This window comes from Paenarthrobacter sp. NyZ202, assembly GCF_049860755.1.
Classification (GTDB): domain Bacteria; phylum Actinomycetota; class Actinomycetes; order Actinomycetales; family Micrococcaceae; genus Arthrobacter.
In genome coordinates, this window is the sequence record NZ_CP187556.1 from 1,044,832 (window position 1) to 1,066,715 (window position 21,884).

At 65.0% G+C, this 21,884-nt stretch carries 19 protein-coding genes and 1 tRNA gene; 10 read left to right on the forward strand and 10 right to left on the reverse strand.

From position 1 onward, the window contains the following. The 8 genes from ACPFL9_RS05035 (at position 1) to ACPFL9_RS05070 (ending at position 11,097) form a co-directional block, all read left to right on the forward strand. Positions 1–744 (forward strand): C40 family peptidase, encoded by a 744-nt coding sequence (locus tag ACPFL9_RS05035; protein ID WP_426006176.1) that lies wholly within the window; start codon positions 1–3, stop codon positions 742–744. A gap of 99 nt (positions 745–843) precedes the next feature. After that, positions 844–1,617 (forward strand): NlpC/P60 family protein, encoded by a 774-nt coding sequence (locus tag ACPFL9_RS05040; RefSeq protein ID WP_426006177.1) that lies wholly within the window; start codon positions 844–846, stop codon positions 1,615–1,617. A gap of 248 nt (positions 1,618–1,865) precedes the next feature. Next, positions 1,866–2,366 (forward strand): HNH endonuclease, encoded by a 501-nt coding sequence (locus tag ACPFL9_RS05045; protein ID WP_426006178.1) that lies wholly within the window; start codon positions 1,866–1,868, stop codon positions 2,364–2,366. A gap of 43 nt (positions 2,367–2,409) precedes the next feature. Continuing rightward, positions 2,410–3,348, forward strand: coding sequence for an NTP transferase domain-containing protein (locus ACPFL9_RS05050; RefSeq protein WP_426006179.1), 939 nt, complete (start codon positions 2,410–2,412; stop codon positions 3,346–3,348). Further along, positions 3,345–4,703: a molybdopterin molybdotransferase MoeA gene (locus ACPFL9_RS05055; protein WP_426006180.1), complete on the forward strand. Its 1,359-nt coding sequence runs from the start codon at positions 3,345–3,347 to the stop codon at positions 4,701–4,703. The genes ACPFL9_RS05050 and ACPFL9_RS05055 overlap by 4 nt, the downstream gene beginning before the upstream one ends. Before the next feature lie 55 nt (positions 4,704–4,758). Continuing rightward, entirely contained in the window at positions 4,759–7,065 is a 2,307-nt protein-coding gene (locus ACPFL9_RS05060) for an FdhF/YdeP family oxidoreductase (RefSeq protein WP_426006181.1), read from the forward strand. Between the two features lies 1 nt (position 7,066). After that, positions 7,067–7,930: a formate dehydrogenase accessory sulfurtransferase FdhD gene (gene fdhD, locus ACPFL9_RS05065; RefSeq protein WP_426006182.1), complete on the forward strand. Its 864-nt coding sequence runs from the start codon at positions 7,067–7,069 to the stop codon at positions 7,928–7,930. A 119-nt stretch (positions 7,931–8,049) separates the two neighbouring features. Continuing rightward, positions 8,050–11,097: an alpha-mannosidase gene (locus ACPFL9_RS05070; RefSeq protein ID WP_426006183.1), complete on the forward strand. Its 3,048-nt coding sequence runs from the start codon at positions 8,050–8,052 to the stop codon at positions 11,095–11,097. Between the two features lie 48 nt (positions 11,098–11,145). Here the strand turns inward: ACPFL9_RS05070 and ACPFL9_RS05075 are convergent, their stop codons facing one another. The 7 genes from ACPFL9_RS05075 to ACPFL9_RS05105 all read right to left on the reverse strand — a co-directional run bounded on the left by ACPFL9_RS05075 (position 11,146) and on the right by ACPFL9_RS05105 (position 17,124). Continuing rightward, complete coding sequence (locus tag ACPFL9_RS05075) at positions 11,146–12,174, reverse strand: hypothetical protein (RefSeq protein ID WP_426006184.1); 1,029 nt, start codon at positions 12,172–12,174, stop codon at positions 11,146–11,148. Positions 12,175–12,177: 3 nt separating this feature from the next. After that, complete coding sequence (locus ACPFL9_RS05080; RefSeq protein ID WP_426006185.1) at positions 12,178–13,080, reverse strand: hypothetical protein; 903 nt, start codon at positions 13,078–13,080, stop codon at positions 12,178–12,180. A gap of 95 nt (positions 13,081–13,175) precedes the next feature. Beyond that, positions 13,176–13,982 (reverse strand): amino acid ABC transporter ATP-binding protein, encoded by an 807-nt coding sequence (locus ACPFL9_RS05085; protein WP_426006186.1) that lies wholly within the window; start codon positions 13,980–13,982, stop codon positions 13,176–13,178. Then, positions 13,969–14,628 carry an amino acid ABC transporter permease gene (locus ACPFL9_RS05090; RefSeq protein WP_426006187.1) on the reverse strand — a complete coding sequence of 220 codons (660 nt, stop codon included), beginning with the start codon at positions 14,626–14,628 and terminating at the stop codon, positions 13,969–13,971. Before ACPFL9_RS05090 ends, ACPFL9_RS05085 begins: the two co-directional genes overlap by 14 nt. After that, entirely contained in the window at positions 14,629–15,447 is an 819-nt protein-coding gene (locus ACPFL9_RS05095) for an amino acid ABC transporter substrate-binding protein (protein ID WP_426006188.1), read from the reverse strand. It lies immediately after the preceding gene. Between the two features lie 250 nt (positions 15,448–15,697). Beyond that, the gene (locus ACPFL9_RS05100; RefSeq protein WP_426006189.1) at positions 15,698–16,405 is read right to left on the reverse strand and encodes a hypothetical protein; all 708 of its coding nucleotides are present in this window, start codon (positions 16,403–16,405) and stop codon (positions 15,698–15,700) included. Next, positions 16,402–17,124, reverse strand: a complete 723-nt coding sequence (locus tag ACPFL9_RS05105) for a hypothetical protein (RefSeq protein WP_426006190.1) — start codon at positions 17,122–17,124, stop codon at positions 16,402–16,404. The genes ACPFL9_RS05100 and ACPFL9_RS05105 overlap by 4 nt, the downstream gene beginning before the upstream one ends. Before the next feature lie 201 nt (positions 17,125–17,325). Between ACPFL9_RS05105 and ACPFL9_RS05110 the strand changes: the two genes are divergently transcribed. Beyond that, on the forward strand, positions 17,326–18,993 hold the full coding sequence (locus tag ACPFL9_RS05110) for an ABC-F family ATP-binding cassette domain-containing protein (protein WP_426006191.1): 1,668 nt from the start codon (positions 17,326–17,328) through the stop codon (positions 18,991–18,993). Further along, a complete protein-coding gene (locus ACPFL9_RS05115) occupies positions 18,990–20,903 on the forward strand; it encodes an ABC transporter ATP-binding protein (RefSeq protein WP_426006192.1) in 1,914 nt (637 codons plus the stop codon). The genes ACPFL9_RS05110 and ACPFL9_RS05115 overlap by 4 nt, the downstream gene beginning before the upstream one ends. A gap of 59 nt (positions 20,904–20,962) precedes the next feature. Here ACPFL9_RS05115 and ACPFL9_RS05120 read toward each other — a convergent pair whose 3' ends face one another. The 3 genes from ACPFL9_RS05120 to ACPFL9_RS05130 form a co-directional block, all read right to left on the reverse strand. Next, positions 20,963–21,361, reverse strand: a complete 399-nt coding sequence (locus ACPFL9_RS05120) for an NUDIX hydrolase (protein WP_426006193.1) — start codon at positions 21,359–21,361, stop codon at positions 20,963–20,965. Continuing rightward, the gene (locus ACPFL9_RS05125; protein WP_426006194.1) at positions 21,358–21,801 is read right to left on the reverse strand and encodes a DUF6314 family protein; all 444 of its coding nucleotides are present in this window, start codon (positions 21,799–21,801) and stop codon (positions 21,358–21,360) included. Before ACPFL9_RS05125 ends, ACPFL9_RS05120 begins: the two co-directional genes overlap by 4 nt. Position 21,802: 1 nt before the next feature. Continuing rightward, positions 21,803–21,875 (reverse strand) — tRNA-Arg (locus ACPFL9_RS05130). Between the last annotated feature and the right edge of the window lie 9 nt (positions 21,876–21,884).

The window sequence follows — 21,884 nt, forward strand, 5'->3', positions numbered from 1 at the left end:
GTGTCTTCACGCACTACCCCTGCGCGCCACCGCGCCGAAACGGTTCGCACGAACCCTTTGAACAACCTTTCCAAGGCTGTTTCCACCAATGCAGGCACCGTAGGACGCCAGGCCGCCGTTCTGGCCGCAGCTTCAGGACTTGTCCTCAGCGTTGGAATGCCCGCCCAGGCAGCTGACACCGACGTCTCCAAGTCGGAATCGTCAAGCACCCAGCAGCTCGTGACCACCGCAGTGGTTACCGCCGAGCCCACCGCCACGGTTTCCTTCGAAAGCCCCGTCGTGGCCACCAAGGAAGCCCCCAAGGTCCAGCGCGCTTCCCAGACCACCCGCACGCAGGCCGGCAACGGTGGTTCCACCAGCGGTGCTGCAGTGACGGCCCAGTCTTCCAAGGCCAAGGACTCCGCTTCCAGCGCAGCCGCTTCGGGCCTCGCCGCCATTGCCTACACCGGCATTGGCCACCCCTACGTCTGGGGCGGCACCAGCCCCAACGGTTGGGACTGCTCAGGTTTCACCCAGTGGGTTTACGCCCAGGCCGGCATCAGCATCCCCCGCGTCAACGCATGGACCGCCATGAAGCCCACCAGCACGCCGGCTCCCGGTGACCTGGTGATGCAGAACGGTGGAGCCCACGTGGGCATCTACGTTGGCAACGGCATGATGATCAGCGCCCTCAACCCCAGCCAGGGCACGCTGCTCCACTCGGTGGCTTCCACCGGCAGCTCCTCGTTCTACACCCTCGGCTAGCACATCCCGTTCGGGGCAAGCCAGCATGCCCCCCAAGTGCTGGCCTGCCGAACCGGACGCGTCCCCAACCGCGTCCGGATACGACAAAAGAGAGTAACCATGACGAGTGCAAACAAGAATGCACGGCACCGCGCTGAGGCCCCCAAGACCAGCTCCATCGCCGTCATCGCCAAGGCCGTCAGCGGCAATGCAGGCGGCGTTGGCCGCCAGGCAGCCGTTATCGCCGCTGCATCAGGCCTGGTCCTGACCAGTGGTGTTGCTGCCAACGCGGCCGACACCAACATCCAGCGCGAGTCCACCGCCACCACGGCACTCGACGTGCAGGCCGTTGCCCAGGCAACCATTGCAGCCGATTCCACCGTGGCCATCTCCTACGAGCGCCCCGTCGTCACGACGGTTGAAGCTCCGGCTCCCGTGGTGGAGAAGGCTCCCGCAAAGGCTGAAACCAAAGCCGCTTCCGGTGCCACCACGCAGTCCGGTGCGGCCAATGTTTCGGTCAGCACTGCGGCCCCTGCCACCAAGGCTCCCGCCGCCTCCAGCGGCCTGGGTGCCGCGATCGCCGCGGCAGCCTACGCACAGTTGGGTGTCACGCAGGACTGCACCATGCTGGTGACCAACTCCCTTGCGGCGGTGGGAATCAACTTCCACGACTGGCCGGCCGGCTACCTTTCGTTGGGACGCACGGTGAGCGCAGCTGAAGCGCAGCCGGGAGACCTGATCTACTACGCCAACGGCGGCTACGGCGGAATGGCACACATTGCCGTTTACGTCGGCAACGGCATGGCAGTGCACGGCGGATGGAACGGATCCACCACCGCACTGTTCAGTGCAAATGTCGGCTCAGGCCCCGTTTTCATCCGGGTCAACGGCTGATCGATCATCCCAAGGGAACCCCGCAGGCACAGCGCCTGCGGGGTTTCCTCGTTTTAACGCCGCCACGTTTGCCCGGGAACAGGTGTCCCGCACGTGAACATTGACCGACACCACAGGGGAATCAACAGAATAATTCGTTGATATGGCATATAAGTGCTTACCCTTGTCTTGTCGATCCACAGCCCGTACATGCAGAGGGCAGCCGGCCCTCGTGCCCCTGACGGGTGCGGCCGTGAAGAGGTACGTGCATGCGCACACTCGTTCTGAATGCTGGATATGAACCGCTGGCGGTAGTGACTTTCCGCCGGGCGCTGGTCCTTGTGCTGGCCGGAAAAGCAAGCGTAGTGGCCGAAGGCGACGAGCCTGTCGTCGGGCCGCAGGAAATCCTGGGTCGCCCCACCGTGATTCTCCTTAACCGCTACATCCGTCCCCGCTACAACAGGATCACAGCTGTGAGCCGCCGCGGAGTACTCCGCCGTGACGGACACCGTTGCGCTTACTGCGGCAAAACAGCACACACCATAGACCACGTCCACCCCAAGTCCAGGGGCGGCGCGGATTCCTGGGAAAACCTGGTTGCGGCGTGCTTGAAATGCAACAACGCCAAGAGCGACCACACACTCGCCGAGATGGGATGGAAACTCCGTTTCACGCCCGGCGTTCCCACAGGAACTACGTGGCAGATCAAGGAACTCGAGAAACCTGCACCGGACTGGGATCCGTTCTTGTTGCCGGAGTCGGCTGCCTGATCGATTTCCGCCGGGCTCCCGCCAGTGGCGGTAGTCTGGCCGGATGGAGTTCAATGCCGTGATCCTGGCGGGTGGCAGGGCCACCCGCCTCGGTGGCGTGCCCAAGCAGGGATTGACGTACGACGGCGCCACCCTCCTTTCGCTGGCACTGCGGGCTGCCGCTGGTGCGGGCTCGGTAGTAGTGGTTGGGCCGCCGGGCCCCGACCTTCCTCCAGGGGTGCTGAGGGCGCGCGAGGAACCCGCGTATGCAGGACCGGCCGCTGCGATAGCTGCGGGTTTGGCGGCGTTGGAGTCGGGGGGTGGGTCCGCTCCGTGGACGTTGGTGCTGGCATGCGACATGCCGCATGCCGCCAGGGGCGTGGGAACACTGCTCGACCAGGTCGCCCGGGCTTCCGGAAAGCAGGGTGCAATGGCAGTGTCGGCGGACGGGCGGCAACAACCCCTCCTGGGCATTTACAGGACGGACGCCTTGGCGGTGGAGATTGCCTCCGCCGCGGATAGCGGCACGTTAACGAACGCCTCGGTATTCCGGCTGCTTGCTAGGCTGAACCTGCTGGCAGTGCCCGTCCCTGTTGGTTCCACCGACGACGTGGACACCTGGGAGGACGCGGCTGCCCTGGGCGTGGACACAGGCCCGGACCGTGACAAGAAACTGGAGGCGGACATGAAGAGCCAGGACGAGACGCTTGAGGAATGGTGCCGTGCGCTGTTGCAGGCTTTTGAACTTGAGGGTGTAGAGGTGGACGTCAACGAGGTCCTTGCGGTGGCAGGCGTCGCGGCCCATTCCGTGGTCCGGCCGGCCGCCCCGCTGGCTACCTTCATTGCCGGATACGCTGCCGGCATGGCCCGGGGTATCGGGCAGGCCGATGATGACGCCGCGATGGCCGCTGCCCTGAACCTCGCGCGCCAGGTGGCCAAGCAGTATGCGGACCCTGAAGCCGCCAAGGAAACCAGCGGCGGCACGGGGACCGAGGCGGAGTGACCGAGGCCCCGGACCAGGGCCACCACGCAGCACACACCTGGCACGAGGCCCGCGAGCGGGCCTTCGATGGCGCTGTTCCCATACCTGCCGGCCCCGTGCTTCTTTCCGCGGCCCTGGGGCGGACCCTGGCCGAGGACGCCGTGGCCGTACAGGATATGCCGCACTACGCGTCCTCAGCCATGGACGGTTGGGCCGTCAACGGAAGCGGTCCATGGATCCTGAATGAGCCCGGCCAGCGGCTGGCCCCGCACCAGGCAAGTCCCATTGTCACCGGAGGCCTTATTCCTCCCGGAGCCAAGGCGGTGCTCCGCAGTGAAAACGGCGTCATCACCGCCGATGAGGACGGCCTTCCGATCCTCACCGTCGGGGGAGGGGCCAAGCCCGGGGAGCCGCGCAACGGGCAGCACATCCGGAAAGCGGCGGAAGAGGCCGCGGAAGGTGATGTGCTGATTAAGGCAGGCACCATCCTGAACCCTGCGCATCTTGCCCTCGCGGCCCTCGCGGGCCTGGATGAGCTGGTGGTCCTCGGCAAACCCCTGGTGCGGTTCCTGCTCACGGGCTCGGAAGTCGTATCGGCCGGAGTTCCCGGACCAGGCGAGGTCCGGGACACCTTCGGACCCCAACTGGGCGCCGTGGTGGGCCTGCTGGGCGGAATTCCGGGGGAGCAGGTCCGGGTGGGCGACAGCTATGAAGAGTGGCTGGCCGCGCTGCGGGAAGTTGAGCCAGGTACCGCCGCCGAAGTCACAGCAGAGGTGGGCGGAGCGCCGGAGCCGCCTGCCGACGTCGTAATTACCACGGGTGGGACCGGACGCTCCGGAACGGACCATTTCCGGCGCGCGGTGGCGGAGCTGGGTGGACGCCTGCTCATCGATGGCATCGCCATGCGCCCGGGACACCCTGCCGTCCTTGCCGAACTGCCGGACGGACGGTTCATTCTGGGCCTTCCGGGCAACCCCTTGGCGGCCATGATGGCGTTGTTCACCATCGGCGGGCCCTTGCTTGCGGCCCTGGGCCACGGGCAGCTTGCTGACATCGGTGAGGTTCCGTGCGGAGCCATGATCGACGCCGACCCCGGCCGGACGCGGCTGATGCCCTTCAAGCTGGTGTACGGCCTTGCATCGCCAGCGCAGCACGCAGGCCCTGGAATGATGCGCGGCCTCGCTGCTGCCGATGGCGTGATGGTGGTGCCGCCGCACGGAGTGCAGATGGGTGAGCTGGTTCCGGCATTCCCGCTGCCGTGGGGAAAGCCGCTGCCTGTGCCCAAACCGCCCGGTGACAAGCCCCGCAAGGCCCCCGTCCGGCAGCAGAGGAAGCCTGCCTCCGGCCCCGTCGACTGGAGTGCCCTGGACGATTGAGTCGTCCGGCGGACGCGGGTGGTCACAGGGCCCGAAGCCTTGACATGATGGACGTATGAACAGGCATGCCCCAGAACAGGACATCAACGAGGATGACCTGCAGATCCATCCACCCAAGCGCGCCGCGGCTGGTCTCAAAGCCGTTTCCGTGGCACTCGAACGGGGTTACTCCCAGGCCGGGGTTGCCCGGACTGTCCGTTCCATGCTCAGGGTGAACCAGCGCGACGGTTTCGATTGCCCCGGTTGCGCCTGGCCCGAATCCATCACAGGGCGCCGCAGCCCCGCCGAGTTCTGTGAAAACGGTGCCAAGGCGATCGCGGAGGAAAGCACCACGCGAACGGTGGGAGCGGACTTCTGGGCAGCACACTCCCTCGCGGAGCTGGAAGACAAAACCGAATACTGGCTGGGCAGCCAGGGCAGGATCTCGGAGCCGGTGGTCATCAGACCCGGGGAAACGCATTACTCACCCATCACCTGGACTGAGGCGTTCGCCCTGATCGGGGAGCACATCAATGCCACCACTCCTGATCGTTGCGTCTTCTACACCTCGGGCCGGACAGCCAATGAGACAGCGTTCATGTACCAGTTGTTCGCGCGCAGCCTGGGCACCAACAACCTCCCGGACTGTTCCAACATGTGCCACGAATCGTCGGGCAGCGCGCTGAACCCCACCATCGGCATCGGCAAGGGGACCGTTTCGCTCGAAGACATCCACCACGCCGAGCTCGTGTTCGTGGTGGGCCAGAACCCGGGCACCAACCACCCGCGCATGTTGTCGGCACTGCGGGACTGCAAGAACAACGGCGGCAAGGTGGTGGCGGTGAATCCGCTTCCGGAGGCAGGCCTGCTGAACTTCAAGGATCCGCAATCCCTCAACGGCGTGATCGGCGGGGGTACCACCATCGCCGACGAATTCCTCCAGATCAAGGTAGGCGGCGACCTCGCCCTGTTCCAGGCGCTGGGCCACCTGCTCCTGGAGGAAGAGAAGCGCAACCCGGGAACCGTCGTCGACAAATCCTTCATCGGCAAGCAGACGGAGGGCTTCGAAGCGTACGCGCGGGCACGTTCGGTGCTCGACTGGGACGAAACTGAACGGGCCACCGGGCTTTCCCGCGATGAAATCACCAGGATTGCGGGCATGCTGGCACGGTCCAAGGCGACCATCATCTGCTGGGCGCTGGGACTGACCCAGCAGCCGCATTCAGTGGATACGTTGAAGGAGATCATCAACCTCCTGCTGCTGCAGGGCAACTTCGGCAAGCGCGGCGCCGGTGCGTGTCCTGTCCGGGGGCACTCCAACGTCCAGGGCGACCGCACCATGGGGATCTGGGAGAAGCCAAAGGAATCGTTCCTCGCCGCACTGGATGCCGAGTTCGGGTTCCGGATGCCCCGGGACCATGGCTACGACTCCGTGGAAACCCAGCACGCCTTGGAAAAGGGCGAGGTTGATGTGTTCGTATCCATGGGTGGAAACTTTGCCGCGGCGGGTTCGGACACCCATGCCCTTGAGGCCGGACTCAAGAGGGCAGGCCTCACGGTCCACATTTCCACCAAGCCGAACCGGGCCCACGTGGTCCACGGCAGGACGTCCCTGATCCTGCCAACCCTGGGCCGCACGGACACTGACGACAAACACCCCACCGGCCGCCAGTTCCTCTCCGTGGAGGACTCGATGTCCGTCATCCACAAGACGCAGGGCCGCCTCGATCCGGTGTCCGAACACCTGCTGAGCGAGCCTGTGATCGTTGCCCGCATGGCCCAGGCGACCCTTGGCGATGACCACCCTGTCGACTGGCGGGCCATGGCCGAGGACTACGACGTCATCCGCGACCACATCTCCCGTGTCATCCCCGGCTTCGAGGACTTCAACACCCGGGTCCGCGGCAGGAACGGGTTCGTGCTGCCCAACCCGCCGCGCGACACCCGCACGTTTGCCACGGACATCGGCAAGGCGAGGTTCTCGGTCAGCCCACTCGAGTACCTTGAGGCCCCCAAAGGTCACTTGATCCTGCAGACGGTCCGCAGCCACGACCAATACAACACCACGTTCTACGGCCTGGATGACCGGTACCGCGGCGTTTCCGATGCCCGCCGCGTGGTCCTGGTCCATGAGGACGACCTGGCGGAGCTGGGTTTCAAGGACAGGGACCTGGTGGACGTCATTTCCACGTTCGCGGGTACGGAACGCCGGGCCAACAGGTTCCGCCTGGTGGCCTATCCCACGGCCAGGGGGTGCGCTGCTGCATACTTCCCGGAGGCGAATGCACTGGTGCACCGCGAGCTGGTGGCCCGCGAATCGAACACGCCCGGTTACAAGGCCATGACGGTCCGGTTCATTCCGCATGAGGAGGCGGGAGCCTGACGTGGGACGCGTGACCCAGCGCCGCAAGGTGCACAAGTTCGTCCTGGACGGCTCGCCGCAGGCGCTGGAGCATCCTGTCCGCTTCAAGGAAGACGTCCTGGCGGTGGAGGAGCCCTTGGAGATCCGGCTGGGGGATATGTCATTTTCGGTGACCATGAGGACACCGGGTGACGACTTCGACCTCGTGGCAGGGTTCCTGGTGTCGGAAGGGGTGGTGTGGGAGCCGGGCCAGCTGGTTTCCGAACGCTTTTGTTCCGGTGAGGACGAAAACGGGGTGCAGACCTTCAACGTGGTCGATGCCCAGCTGAGGCCCGATGTGGTACGCCCCGAAACGGGCCGGAATGTCTATACCTCGAGCTCGTGCGGTATCTGCGGCACGGATTCAATCGAGGCAGTGCGTAAATCGTCCAGGCACTCGCCGATGGAGGACGACGTCACCGTTCCGGTCCGTGCACTCGCAGCCCTTCCGGACAGGCTGCGGGAGGCCCAGGCCGTTTTCGACAAAACCGGCGGCGTGCATGCTGCCGGCCTCTTCAGGATCCACGACGACGGCACGTCCGAGCTGCTCTGCCTTCGGGAAGACGTGGGAAGGCACAATGCGGTGGACAAGGTGGTGGGCTGGGCCCTGCGTGCCGGCCTGCTTCCGCTGAAGGGTACCGTCCTCCAGGTGTCCGGGCGTGCTTCCTTTGAGCTGGTGCAGAAAGCAGCCATGGCGGGGATTCCTGTCCTGGCCGCCGTCAGCGCACCTTCCAGCCTTGCCGCCGAACTGGCTGAAGAGTCCGGGGTAACCCTGGTGGGCTTCAGCCGCGGGCAGAGCCTCAACGTCTACGCCGGAAGGGACCGGATCCTCGGTGATCCGGCCTGATGGGGGCTGGAAGAGCTCACTGTCACTTGGCTATCGGGCTGGAACGACGTAGATTTTATCCATCGAATGGAAACGCGAAACCCTGCCCAGCCACGCCCGCAAAGCCTAAGGGGAACTAATTGCACGACAACCGCCGGATCACTGAACAGCGTCTTGACCGGTTTGTGCGGGACCGCATCCTTCCTGCTGTCTACGGCAGGTCAGTCCCCCTTGAATTGAGCAGTTGGGAAGCCCCGGGGGAGCCCGTTCCGGCTTCGGAAGCCATGCGCCAGCTCTTCACCCCGCAGGAACACGGCGCTGCGTGGGGCAAGGCCTGGAGCACCAAGTGGCTCCGCCTGCAGGGCGAGGTCCCGGAAGGCTGGGGTTCGCGGGAAGGCACTGCGGTGGAGATCGTGGTCGATCTCGGCTTCAACAGCGATGTCCCGGGGTTCCAGTGCGAAGGAACCGCGTGGCGGGCTGACGGCAACATCATCAAGGCCATCTCTCCCCGCAACTACCATGTGCCCCTCAAACTCCTCGGCGGCGGACTCTCCGTGGACTTCTATGTGGAGGCTGCGGCCAACCCGGATGTCGCGCAAGGCTGGTCCTTCGTGCCCACACCCCTGGGGGACAAGGCAACCTCGGGTGATGAGCCGCGGTACCGCCTTGGGCGGATCGCCATCGCCGAACTCAATGAGACCGTCTGGGAACTGAACCAGGACATCTGGACCTTGAGCGGCCTCATGCACGAACTCCCCATGGAGCTTCCCCGGCGCCACGACATCCTTCGCGCCCTGGAACGGATGATGGACATCATGGACCCGGACGATGTCGCCGGGACTGCCGCCGCCGGCCGTGAGGCCCTGGCCGGTGTCCTCAGCCAGCCCGCATACGCCTCTGCTCACCAGCTGGTGGCCACCGGCCATGCGCACATCGACTCTGCCTGGCTGTGGCCGGTCCGTGAAACGATCCGCAAGTGTGCCCGGACCTTCTCCAATGTGGTGGCCCTGATGGACGAGGACCCCGGGTTTGTCTTCTCGTGTTCCTCCGCCCAGCAATTGGCGTGGATCAAGGAGTACTTCCCGGAACTATTCGTCCGGATCCGCGAGAAAGTCAAAGCCGGGCAGTTCGTTCCCGTAGGCGGCATGTGGGTGGAGTCGGACACCAACATGCCCGGCGGCGAGGCCATGGCCCGCCAGTTCGTGGAAGGGAAGAGCTTCTTCCAGCGGGAGTTTGGCGTCGAATGCCAGGAAGCATGGCTGCCCGATTCGTTCGGCTACTCCGGCGCGCTGCCACAGATCGTGAAAGCGGCCGGCTCCCGGTGGTTCCTGACGCAGAAGATTTCCTGGAACAAGGTCAACCGCATGCCGCACCACACTTTTTCGTGGGAAGGCATCGACGGTACACGCCTGTTCACGCACTTCCCGCCGGTGGACAGCTACAACGCCGAACTTCATGGGCGGGAACTCGCCCACGCTGAGCGCAACTATCGGGAGCATGGCCGGGGAACCATGTCCCTGGTTCCCTTCGGCTATGGCGACGGCGGTGGCGGACCTACGCGTGAAATGGTGGCCGCTGCGCACCGCACCAAAGACCTGGAAGGCTCACCGAAGGTCACGATCGGTACCCCCAGGGACTTCTTCACGGCCGCGGAGGCTGAATACTCCAACCTGCCAGTGTGGGTGGGGGAGATGTACCTGGAGATGCACCGGGGTACCTACACCAGCCAGGCAAAGACCAAGCTGGGCAACCGTCGCAGCGAGCACCTGCTGCGCGAAGCCGAGCTTTGGTGCACCACCGCCGCAATCCGCGTGGGGGAGCAGTACACCTATCCAACGCAGGAGCTGAAGAGGCTGTGGCAGCTTGTCCTCCTGCAGCAGTTCCATGACATCCTTCCGGGCAGCTCCATCGCGTGGGTACACCAGGACGCAGAGCGGAACTACGAGGCAATCTCACGGGACCTTGAAGCCATCATCAACGACGCCGCCCAGGCCTTGGTGGGGCAGGGCGACACGGAGTTCCTGCTCAATGCCGCTCCCCACAAACGCCTCGGGGTTCCGCCCTTGGCAGTGGGGCAGGCCGGCCGGGCCGGGGCTCCCGTTTCCGTCACTGAAACCGATGGCGGTTTTGTGCTGGACAACGGCGTGATCCGGGCGGTCCTGGACGGGAACGGCCTGCTCACGTCCCTGGTGGACCACGCGAGCGGACGCGACGCGATTGCACCCGGCCAGGCCGGAAACCTGCTGGAACTGTACCGCGATACCCCCAATGAGTGGGATGCCTGGGATATTGAGGAGTTCTACCGTCACAACGTCACTCCGCTGGCCACGGCGGACGCCGTAGGGCTCGAACGCACGGCGACGGGCGCCGTCGTGGTCGTCAAACGGCGGGTGGGTTCCTCCACTATCACGCAGCGCCTCACGCTCGACGCCGGGGCTGAATCGCTGGCCATCTCCACGGACGTGGACTGGCAGGAGCGCGAGAAAATGCTCAAACTCGCCTTCGCCCTGGACGTGCGCGCGGACAGGTCGGCGTCCGAGACACAGTTCGGCCACGTGTTCAGGCCAACCCACACCAACACGTCATGGGATGCAGCCAAGTTCGAGATCTGCGCCCACCGCTGGATCCACGTGGCCGAGCCCGGTTACGGTGTGGCGCTCAGCAACGGCTCGAGTTACGGCCATGATGTCACCCGCGCCGTCCGGGACGACGCGGGAACCACGACGACGGTACGCGTCTCGCTGCTGCGCTCGGCCCGGTTCCCCGATCCCGAAGCGGACAGGGGCCAGCACACCCTGGACGTGTCCATCAGGCCGGGCGCGGGAATTGCCGACGCCGTGGAAGAGGGCTACCGGACCAACCTCAAGCCGCGCTTCATCCGGGGCTCCCGGCCCGTTGAGCCGCTGCTGTCCGTGTCCAACCCGGCGCTGGTGGTGGAGGCTGTCAAGCTCGCGGAGGACGGTAGCGGGGATGTGATCGTGCGGCTGTACGAGTCGCTGGGCCAGCGCTCCAAGGGTATTGTCCGGGCAAACTTCGGTTCAACCGGCGTGACGGCCACCGACCTGCTGGAGAGGCCAACGGAAACCCCGGGGGTCAAGGAGGTCCAAGGCGCGGCCGAACTGGAGCTCCGGCCCTTCCAGCTGGCGACGCTCCGCTTCGCAGTCCAGAAACGGCGCTTCGCAGTCTAGGAACGGCGCTTCGCAGTGCAGGAACGGCCCGCCGGAACCACCGGCGGGCTACTCCACCAGCTCGGTGTCCACCACATCCTTGAGGACCTGCACCCGCAAGGGGATGACCGCGTCAAAATGCTTGATGTCGGCTGCCACGTTCTTGGAGAACACATCCCCCACCAGGTCAGGCATCTCCCGTACCCTGTCCAGGTAGCGGTCGGCGGCAAAGTCGAACTCCGACCTGTTGGCGCGTATTTGGGCGTTCACGGCCTTGGCCTCATCAGCGATTTTCCGGTATTCCTCATCGGATGCATTGCGTGCTTCGGCGTCGTCGAGCTTGGTCTCGAATTCGTCCTTGATCCGGACGAATTCTGTGTAGCTTTCCTCGGACTTCGCCGTTACTTCGGCGTGGGCCTCCAGCTCAGCCACCCGGTTATCGAACGTGCGGGCAAACTCTACATACGCTGCGTTCTTTGACTGTTTCAGATCGGCTGCTGCTTTCCGGCAGGGGCCGGCTGCCTGCGCGAGCAGCGTTTGGCGCTCACGGAGGCTGGCCGCTTTGGACCCCACGAACAGGCCGTTGCATCCGGCCGCGTCACCTTCCCGGAAGAGACCTTCGAACAGGGGATAGGAGTCGACGAGTCCTTCCATGTAGTCAAAGTAGCCCTCGTGTGAATCCACCAGCTGCTGCAGGGCCACACCCACCGGATCTTCACCGGAACCATGGCTGGACTTCACGTCCTGCAGTGCGGCGCGCGCGGCATCGGAGGCCTGCCTGAATTCATCCCGTTGCTTCTGGCTGGCCTTCTCCGCATCGGCACGGGACGCCGGCGCGTTCCGTGCTTCCTTGTAAGCGGCCAAATACGCGTTGACTGCAGGGGAGACTTTTGCCCGCGCGTCACTGAGTGCGTTGAGCCGGTCATCCTTGAGCAGGGACAGGCTCTCTTTCCGCTGCTCTCCGGCGAAGTGGGTGACGCCGACTATGGTGCCGGCGGCGATGACCAGCAGTGCTACGGCAATGCCGATGATCAGAAGGGCAGGATTGCGCTTGCGGCGGGCGGGTGCCGTGGTGGTGTCCGGCTGTTCCATGGTCATGGCCTATTTCCCCTCCTGGCCGGCGGCATCGAACGGTTCCAGCCGCTCCTTCAGGACCCGCCCCAGTTCCTCGTTGGAGCTGTTGGCCTCGTCAACAAGCTTCTTGGAGCTTTCCTTGACGGCTGTCTCATACGTGGTCCTGACCTTGCCCAGGGCATCGTTGATGTCCAGCAGGGCCACACCTGCGGTGGTCCGCTTGGCGAGGCGCTCGAGCTCGCTGGTGGCGTCCAGGACCTCCTGCTGCTTATCGCGCTGGCCCTTGATAACGCCTTCGATCCCCGTCAGGAGCTCCACCGTGGCCGGATCCGAGGTGTCCTTCGCGTCCGCCAGCGCCCCAAGGCAGGCATCTGCAGTTTTCACGTAGTCCTCGGCGTATGTCGGGCTTGTGACGTTCAAGTCAGCGTGGAGGGGTGCGCAGGGGCCTCCCACCGAGCGGGTGATGTTGGCCGTATTGGTAATGCGCTGGTCGTTGTAATCCACCACCGCTCCGTAATGCTCCTTAAAGCGGTTGAAGGCATCGGCAAGGCTGCCGTCGCCAAGCGCCGGCGACTCCGCCATCTGGTCCAGCCGTGCCCTGTTGGTGCGGGACTCGCGCTGCAGCCGCTCCGTCTCCTGCTGGAGAACTGTTTCCTTCTCCTGGTCATCCGCGCTCTCGGAGACCACGTTGGTGTACCGGGCCGTGAAGTCCTGCACCAACGGGTCGTAGAGGTTCATGGAGGTGTCCACGATCACCCGTTGCTTGTCCAGGCGGGCTACATCGGCGCGCTGCGCCCCTTCCGGGCGGGAGAGTGCCCACCAGGTGCCAAGGCCTCCTGCGGCGAGGACCAGGGCCACCACCACGATGATGATCGGCGTACGCCGTCTGGTCTTTCCTACCGGCTGCTGTGTCGCATCCACAGTTTTCACATCCCCCACATTGCTGACTGTTGCGGCCACCTGGGCACCGAAGAACCGCGGCTCCCCTGCTGTGCAGCCCCTTCGAGGATACGCCAGTCCAGCGCCTAGACGTCGTGTTGGAGTCGTTTGACGAAGAGCTTGGTCCGTTCCTGGCGGGGTGCCCGCAAAACCTCGGCCGCCGGTCCGCGTTCAACCACCACGCCGCCGTCCATGAAAATGACTTCGTCCGCCACGTGCCGGGCGAACGCCAGCTCGTGGGTGACGATCACCATGGTCCATCCTTCTTCGGCGAGTTCCTTGATGACACCCAGGACATCGCCAACCAGTTCCGGGTCCAAGGCGGAGGTAGGTTCGTCGAAGAGGAGCAGCTGAGGCTTCAGCGCCAGGGCGCGGACGATCCCTACACGCTGCTGCTGGCCCCCGGAGAGCTCAAAGGGGTAGGCGTCGCGCTTGTCACCCAGGCCAACCCTTTCCAGCAGCCGCACGGCTTCCTCGATAGCCTGGGCTTTGGGGCGCTTTTGTACCTGCACCGGGCCCTCGATGACGTTCTTCAACACAGTCATGTGCGGGAACAGGTTGTAGTGCTGGAACACCATCGCACTGCGGTCACGGAGGGCGGCGATGTCCTTCTTGCCCACTTTGGAGCCGAAGTCGATGGCGAGTCCGGCTTCGGCGCCGTTGCCGCCAAAGGTGACAGTGCCGGCGTCGGGAATTTCCAGGCCGTTCAGCGACCGCAGAACCGTGGTTTTACCGGAGCCTGAAGGTCCGATCAAGGCCACCACCTGACCACGGCGGATCTGCAGGTCGATGTCCCGGAGGACCACGTTGCTGCCAAAGGCCTTGGCCAGGTTACGGGCTTCCAGGACCAGCGCGGCAGGCTGTGAAGGCGGGGGTGCGTCAGTGGGCGACATAGCGGTCCAATCTCCGCTCCACGGCAGCTTGCGCTGTGGAGAGGACGAGGCAGATGACCCAGTAAACCAAGGCTGCCTGCAGGTAGAGGATCATGAATTCCTGGCTGAAGGCCGCGATCTGCTGGGCGTTGCGGAAGAGTTCCGTGACCAGGATCAGCGAGGCCAGTGACGTGTCCTTGACCAACGAAATGAAGGTGTTGGACAGGGGCGGTACGGACACGCGTGCAGCCTGGGGAAGGATGATGCGGACCAGGGTCTGACCGCCGGACATGCCGATGGTGTGTCCGGCTTCCCACTGTCCCTTGGGGACCGACAGAATGGCCGCGCGGATGATCTCGGCCGCGTACCCGCCTACGTTCAACGAGAACGCGATGACGGCACTGGGCCACGGATCAAGCTTCACGCCAAGGTTCGGCAGGCCGTAGAAAATCACGAAGAGCTGCACCAGCAGGGGAGTGCCGCGGATCACCGAGACGTAGAAACGTCCGATGCCGGAGAGCACGACGTTGGGGCTGAGCCGCATGAGCGCGACCACGAGCGCCAGCACGAGGCCGAACGCGAAGGACAGCAGGGTCAGGGGGATGGTGCTGGTGACGGCGCCCGTGACGAGCGGGCCGAAGGAACTCCAGACGAGATCCCAGTTCATCTATTTGGTGACATCCGCGCCGAAGTACTTGTCCGAAATCTTTGCCAGGGTTCCATCGGACTGGAGGTCGGCCAGTGCCTTGTTGACTTCATTGGCCAGTTCCGTGGAACCCTTGCGGAAGACGAACGCGCTCTCGGTCTTGTCCGGTGCCTCTGCGGCGACCTTCAGGCCGGAGTCCGGCGTGGTCTTGGCGTAGTCGAGGTAGGTCAGCTTGTCATTAACGGTGGCATCCACGCGGTCCTGCTGCACCAGCGTGGCTGCCTGCGCCCAGCCTTCCACCGCCTGGACGTTGGCGCCGGCGTCAACGGCCATCTTGTAGAAGTTCGAGGTCAAGGACTGCGCGGTGGTCTTGCCCTTGAGGTCGGCGAAGCTGTTGATGTCCGAGGTATCGGACTTGGTGACCACCACGCCGGTGGACACAGTGTACGGAGTCGAGAAGTCGTACTTGGCCTTGCGCTCGTCATTAATGGAGATCTGGTTGGCAATGGTGTCGAACCGCTTGGCGTCCAGGCCTGCGAAGATGCCGTCGAACTGGGTTTCCTGGAAGGTGGCCTTGACGCCGAGCTTCTCTGCGACTGCCTTGGCAATCTCTACGTCGTATCCGGTCAGTTCGCCTGCGCCGTCGGCATGGAAACTGAAGGGCCGGTAGGTGCCCTCCGTGGCAATGACCAGTTCGCCCTTGGATTTCACGTCCGACAGCGAGGTATCCCCTCCACCGGACTGTGCGGGAGTTGAACCACCGCCGCATGCCGACAGTGCAAGGGCAACTGAGGCCAGGGTGGCTGCGAGGACGGACCGGCGGTTGCGAAGGCTGTTCATGGAGCCATCTTAGTCACGGGCGGGAAAGTACCAGCGGGTAACACCGCCCGGCTGTATTATCACGCTCAGAAACGGCCGTTAAAAAGGCTGAGTGGGGGCGGTCCCCAACAGCCCGCCACCACTCATCCCCCCAATTGTGATCCCGTGGGCGCCACATCCACCGGAAACCCGTTCTCTGATTCCGGTGTCAGGCTGCGGCCTCTTTCACACATTCATGATTGTGCCACGAAATTATGGTTTTGTGAAAGTCTTACGCCGTAAGTCGTGCTTTTCGCTTTGCCACGGTTTTTGAGAACCAGATCCCCGCCAGCCCGATCGCTGTTGCCAGGACCGCCGAGTAGTTGATCAGCGAACGCAGCCACAGGTGCACCGCGGGGATCAGGGGGAAAAGCTGTGACACCAGGAGCAGGGTCAAACCCACGAACAGGGACACTGACGCAGCCCTCAGCAGGCCCGGAGCGCGGCCCGTGATGGTGCGCCAGATGGCCGGAAGCAGGCACGCTGAAACGTAGCCCGGATAGAAGCGCCCAAGGGCCGCGTAGGCCTCCATGGAAGGGCCCCACGTCAGGCCGTTCATGCCCACAGTGGAACCGCGGGTGTCCGTGATGACAAAGAAGTAAGTGGTCAGTGCCGCCGTAAGGGCAAGGACGGCCAGCCCCCATGGCCCCCTGATGGCCTGGACCGCCGACTTGGAGTCGAAGCCGGTGGCAATCTTGTAGCCCATCAGCAGGAACGTCCCGTAGAGCAGGAAACGCAGGATCAGGTTTGTCACGTTCATGCCGCCCAGCACGGCGTCGATGGCCATGTACGGGCCTTCAATGCTGAGGAAGATGTCGAGCGTGATGAGCGCGAAGATGTAGAAGACCACACGGTTCTCCCCGCGCAGCAGGCTGGGGATACGCGCCACCGTGATGGCCAGGCAAACAATCAGCGTTGCCCAGGGCAGGACAGCTGTCATCCGAGGTTCTCCCAAATCCGTTCCGTGTGTTCCTGGTCTTGTTCTTGTCTTCGAAGGGTCTTGCCGAGGGCCTGGAGCCGTTCACCGGCCAGCGTTACCAAGGCGCCCAAGGTCATGCTGTCCAACGCTTCCTGACGGCCGCGCAACGGCCATCCGGCCTCCGCTTCGGTGATCAGCCCGCTGGCCACGAGCCCGCCGGCAGGTCCGACGCCGGCCGCCCGGGACGTAGCGATCGCCAGCTCGGGGGGAAGCCTGTTGGCCGTCAGATGTGCCGAGAAGTTCTGGGGGGCGATGCCGGTGGCTTCGCTGACGCGGTGCCGCAACTCGCCGTCGTCGATCGCGTCCACCCAGTTCCGCACAGCGGTGGGGTGCGGTGGATCAGACAGGCGGCCCGGCGGAATCGATCCCGGTTCGCTCCGTTCAACCACCGCACGCAACAGGTCCGTGGTGGCCACCTGGCTTACCAGTTCGCATGACGTCGGCGGAACCGGTTCTCCGCGAAGGTCCGCATAAAGGTCGAACGTGGCCAGGGCCTGCACCGGGTTGATGTTGTAGGCGCGGCTGATGCTGACCAGCGTGGATTCCGCCACCTTTCCGCGGACCAGCTGCTGGGCCAAGGTTGTTCGTTTGATCCCGGAGATCCTGCAGACGTCGGCCGTGCTGGCGTCGGGCGCAACGCCTTGGAGCCATCTTTGGAATGCCTTGGACTGAAGGGGCATGTAGAGCTTTCTGGATCTTTCAAACTGGCGGTTCCCCGCAGGGCTGCAAGGAGGATGGCGGGTGGGGTACATCTTGATTTTACGCGGAGGCCACATTGAATTATGCTTGATGCTTGAACCCGTTGGTCCGTACACCCCCCAAGTCCGGACCAGCGGGTTTTTCCATGCCCGCCTGAGCGCGGGCCGCGAGAGGACAGACACATGACTGCAACCTTGGTGGCCAAGGACCTGGCCGGCGGACACGGCCACCGTACCCTCTTCTCCAAACTGTCGCTGACGGTGGCGCCCGGGGACGTGGTGGGCGTGGTGGGTGCCAACGGCGCGGGGAAGTCCACGCTGCTGCGCATCCTGGCCGGCGTCGACCGTCCGCAGGAAGGCACGGTCAGCCTGGCGCCGTCGGACGCATTCGTCGGCTGGCTGCCCCAGGAGCACGAGCGGATCGACGGCGAGACTGTGGCCGGGTCCATCGCCCGGCGCACCGGATGCGCCCGGGCCACGGCAGAGATGGAAGCCAGTGCCGAGGCGCTCGGCTCCGGCGCGCCCGGTGCAGATGACGCCTACTCGGCAGCGTTCGACCGTTGGATGGCGTCCGGCGCGGCCGACCTCGAAGACCGCATTCCCGCAGTGCTGGCGGATCTGGGCTTTGAACCGGGCGCCGACGCCCTCATGACCGGGCTCTCGGGAGGCCAGGCGGCACGGGTGGCGCTCGCCGCCCTCCTGCTGAGCCGCTTCGACGTCGTCCTCCTCGACGAACCCACCAACGACCTCGACCTCGACGGCCTGGCCCGGCTGGAAGCCTTCGTCCAGGGCCAGCGGGGTGGCATGGTGTTGGTGTCCCATGACCGTGAGTTCCTGGCCCGCTGCGTCACCAGGATCGTGGAGCTGGACCTGGCGCAGAACTCCGTGGCGGTCTACGACGGCGGTTACGAAGCTTTCCTCGAAGAGCGGGCCATCGCAAAACGCCATGCCCGGGAACGCTTTGAGGAATACGCGGCCACCAAGGCGGACCTCGTTTCGCGGGCCAGGACGCAACGGGAGTGGAGCTCCCAGGGTGTCCGCAACGCCATGCGGAAGAGTCCGGACAATGACAAAATCAGGCGCGCGGCCAACACTGAATCTTCCGAGAAGCAGGCACAGAAGGTGCGGCAGATGGAGTCGCGGATCGCCCGGCTCACTGAGGTGGAGGAGCCCCGTAAGGAGTGGCAGCTCCAGTTCAGCATCGGCCAGGCGCCCCGCTCCAGCGCCGTGGTCGCCACCTTGCGGGACGCCGTCGCACGTCAAGGCAGCTTCACGCTGGGTCCTGTCAGCCTGCAGCTCAACGGCGGTGAGCGGATCGGCATTACGGGCCCCAACGGGGCCGGGAAATCCACTCTGCTGCGCCTGCTGCTGGGGACCCAGGCACCTGACGACGGCGATGCTTCCCTGGGTGCCTCCGTCTCCATCGGCGAAATCGACCAGGCGCGCGGACTGCTCGACGGCGGGCGGCGGCTTGGCGATGCGGTGGAAGCCGTGCTGGTGGATTGGGCCAGCGCCGACGTACGCACCCTCCTGGCGAAGTTCGGCCTCAAGGCGGACCACACGTCCAGGACCGTGGACTCGCTGTCGCCGGGGGAGCGGACGCGAGCGGCCCTGGCGCTCCTGCAGGCCCGTGGCGTGAACCTGCTGGTGCTGGATGAACCTACCAACCACCTGGACCTGCCGGCGATCGAACAATTGGAAGAGGCTTTGGAAAGCTACGAGGGTGCGTTGCTGCTGGTGACCCATGACCGTCGGCTGCTGGAGAACGTGCGGCTGGATTCGCGGTGGCACGTGGACCAGGGGCGCGTCCAGGAGCTGCACCACGTTCCCGGTCAGGAGAAGCAACGATGAGCATGGATGGCGTGGCCTGGAGCTCGCTGTACAAACTGACGCGGGCCCAGAGCGGCTCGCAGCCCTTCTCCAAGGCGACCCTCAAGCGGGTCCTCGGCTTTGCGGCACCGCACAAGGGCAAGCTCATAGCCTTCGTGGTGGCCTCGGTTGCCGGAGCAATCCTTGCTGTGGCCACCCCCGTGCTCGCCGGCCAGGTTGTTGACGCGATCATCGGGAAGGCCGGAGCAGGAACGATCATCTGGCTGGCCGTCCTCATTGCTGTGGTGGCCGTCGGCGAGGCGGGGGTGGGCCTGCTCACCCGGTGGTTGTCCTCGACGATCGGTGAGGGCGTGATCGTGGACCTGCGCACGCGGGTGTTCGACCACGTGCAGCGAATGCCGGTGGCTTTCTTCACGCGGACACGCACCGGCGCCCTGGTGAGCCGGTTGAACAACGACGTCATCGGAGCCCAGTCCGCGTTCGCCGGAACGCTGTCCGGCGTGGTCAGCAACGTCGTGGCGCTGGTCCTTACCCTGGCTGTCATGCTGAGTACCTCGTGGCTGGTCACTGTGCTGGCCATGATCCTCCTGCCGGTGTTCCTCATTCCGGCCCGGCGCATGGGGTCCAGGCTGGCAGACCTGCGCCGCGAAGCCGCCGCCCACAACGCTGCCATGGGTACGCAGATGACGGAGCGGTTCTCCGCGCCCGGTGCCACGCTGGTGAAGCTCTTCGGCCGGCCCGACGAGGAGTCACGTGAGTTCGCCGCCAGGGCCGGAAGGGTCCGGGACATCGGCATCCGCACGGCGATGCTGCAGTTCACGTTTGTCACGGCATTGACCCTGGTATCGGCCTTGGCGCTGGCTTTGGTGTACGGCCTGGGTGGCTGGCTTGCCATCGGCGGCCAGCTGGCTCCCGGCGACGTCGTGGTCCTGGCACTGCTGCTCACCCGCCTGTATGCGCCGCTGACCGCGCTGTCCAACGCGCGGGTGGAAATCATGAGCGCGTTGGTCAGTTTTGAGCGGGTGTTCGAAATCCTCGACCTCAAGCCGCTCATCAGCGAGAAGCCGGACGCCGTCGCTATCCCCGCAGGCCCGGTGGCCGTGGAGTTCGACGACGTGCGCTTCTCCTACCCCGCCGCCGACAAGGTCTCGCTGGCGTCGCTGGAAGAGGTCTCCACCCTTGACACCCGTGGCGGCGAGGAAGTCCTGCACGGTGTGGCCTTCCGGGTTGAGCCGGGCCAGACCGTTGCCTTGGTTGGTTCTTCCGGCGCGGGCAAATCCACGGTGGCCCAGTTGCTCTCGCGCCTCTATGACGTGGATTCCGGCGCTGTCCGGTTGGGTGGCGACGGGCCGGGCACGGGCGTTGATGTCCGGGATGCTCGGTTCGACTCCCTGCGGGACACCCTGGGCATGGTGACCCAGGACGGGCACCTGTTCCACGAGACCATCGCCTCCAACCTGCGCCTTGCCAGGCCGGACGCCACCGAGGACGACATGTGGGACGTGCTGCGGAGGGCCCGCCTGGAACCCATGATCCGGTCCCTGCCCGACGGCCTTGACACCGTGGTGGGAGAACGGGGCTACCGGCTTTCGGGCGGGGAGCGTCAGCGGCTGACCATCGCCCGCCTGCTCATCAAGCAACCGCGGGTGGTCATCCTGGACGAAGCCACGGCAGCGCTGGACTCCACCAACGAGGCCGCTGTCCAAGCGGCTCTGGGGGAGGCACTCGAGGGGCGTACCGCCGTCGTGATTGCCCACCGCCTGTCCACTATCCGCGCGGCAGACGCGATCCTGGTAGTGGAGGACGGAAGGATCGTGGAGCGGGGTACGCACAGCGAGCTGCTGGCGGCCGACGGCCGGTACGCAGAGCTGTACCGCACCCAGTTCGCGGAAGCAGCCGCAGTCGCCCAGGAGGCAGTCCCCGACCACTAGCACCCAAGTAGGTCGCAGTTAAGCGCGTTTTGAGAGCTCAAAACGCGCACAACTGCGACCTAGTTGGGGGAGGCGAGGGCTGGAAGGACGTGGTCCGTCAGGAGCGGGGCGAGATCGCCCGGAAGTTCCGCGTGCAGGTCCAGCCAGCGGATCTCGGCGATTTCCGCCGAGGGATGCGCCTCCCAAGTGCCGGGTGCGGTGAAGACCGTTGCCTCGATCGTGGTTTCTGCTTCATTGGCGGCAACGGCATGCCACACACCCATGGGCTCAAGCTCCGCCGGCGGTACGTCGATGCCGACTTCCTCGGCCAGCTCCCGTGATGCCGCCTGGGCGGCTGTTTCGCCCGGTTCCGGCTTCCCGCCGGGGTGCATGAACTTGTCCGTGCCGCGCTTGCGGACGGTGAGCAGTTGACCGACCTGGTTGTAGACGCACACTGCGCTGACCACGATTACGTTCATACAGTCCTCCTCAACTGTGATTCCAGCAGCAGGTCCTTCGCCGGGCCGCGGACATCCCAGGTGAAGCTGAAGGCGTCCGGACCTTGCCAGGTGTAGTTGACGTAGTAGTCATCCGGGTCGCACCAGTGCTTGTCCTGGTTGGCGTGGGCGGCGAAGCTCATCGCGTGGAACGGCCGTCCGTCCGGAAAGAAGACGTCCATGGTCTGGCCGTCGGCTCCGGGTTTGAGGAGGTATTCACGGAACGCCGGCCCTGAATGGGCAGGCCAGTGCATGGTGCCGTCTTCGCGGTAATCCAGCCCGCCGTCGGGGTTCCTGGTGTAACGTACGACGCCGGTGAAGGTACCGCGGGTGCCGGTGGCGCGGTCAAGGAGTGTCCGCTCCACACTCCAGCTGCCGGCCAGGTAGGCCTGCAGGTCCCGGGGAAGCTGCTGGTGGTTCAAGTGCCCTCGATTGGAATCGAACCAACGACACCGGCTTTAGGAGAGCCGTGCTCTATCCACTGAGCTACGAGGGCCTGTGCGTC

Coding starts and splice junctions, on each gene's coding strand:
- ACPFL9_RS05040 (WP_426006177.1), top strand. CDS start 844: ATGACGAGTGCAAACAAGAATGCACGGCACCGCGCTGAGGCCCCCAAG.
- ACPFL9_RS05045 (WP_426006178.1), top strand. CDS start 1,866: ATGCGCACACTCGTTCTGAATGCTGGATATGAACCGCTGGCGGTAGTG.
- ACPFL9_RS05050 (WP_426006179.1), top strand. CDS start 2,410: ATGGAGTTCAATGCCGTGATCCTGGCGGGTGGCAGGGCCACCCGCCTC.
- ACPFL9_RS05060 (WP_426006181.1), top strand. CDS start 4,759: ATGAACAGGCATGCCCCAGAACAGGACATCAACGAGGATGACCTGCAG.
- ACPFL9_RS05075 (WP_426006184.1), bottom strand. CDS start 12,174: ATGACCATGGAACAGCCGGACACCACCACGGCACCCGCCCGCCGCAAG.
- ACPFL9_RS05085 (WP_426006186.1), bottom strand. CDS start 13,982: ATGTCGCCCACTGACGCACCCCCGCCTTCACAGCCTGCCGCGCTGGTC.
- ACPFL9_RS05090 (WP_426006187.1), bottom strand. CDS start 14,628: ATGAACTGGGATCTCGTCTGGAGTTCCTTCGGCCCGCTCGTCACGGGC.
- ACPFL9_RS05095 (WP_426006188.1), bottom strand. CDS start 15,447: ATGAACAGCCTTCGCAACCGCCGGTCCGTCCTCGCAGCCACCCTGGCC.
- ACPFL9_RS05100 (WP_426006189.1), bottom strand. CDS start 16,405: ATGACAGCTGTCCTGCCCTGGGCAACGCTGATTGTTTGCCTGGCCATC.
- ACPFL9_RS05105 (WP_426006190.1), bottom strand. CDS start 17,124: ATGCCCCTTCAGTCCAAGGCATTCCAAAGATGGCTCCAAGGCGTTGCG.
- ACPFL9_RS05110 (WP_426006191.1), top strand. CDS start 17,326: ATGACTGCAACCTTGGTGGCCAAGGACCTGGCCGGCGGACACGGCCAC.
- ACPFL9_RS05115 (WP_426006192.1), top strand. CDS start 18,990: ATGAGCATGGATGGCGTGGCCTGGAGCTCGCTGTACAAACTGACGCGG.
- ACPFL9_RS05120 (WP_426006193.1), bottom strand. CDS start 21,361: ATGAACGTAATCGTGGTCAGCGCAGTGTGCGTCTACAACCAGGTCGGT.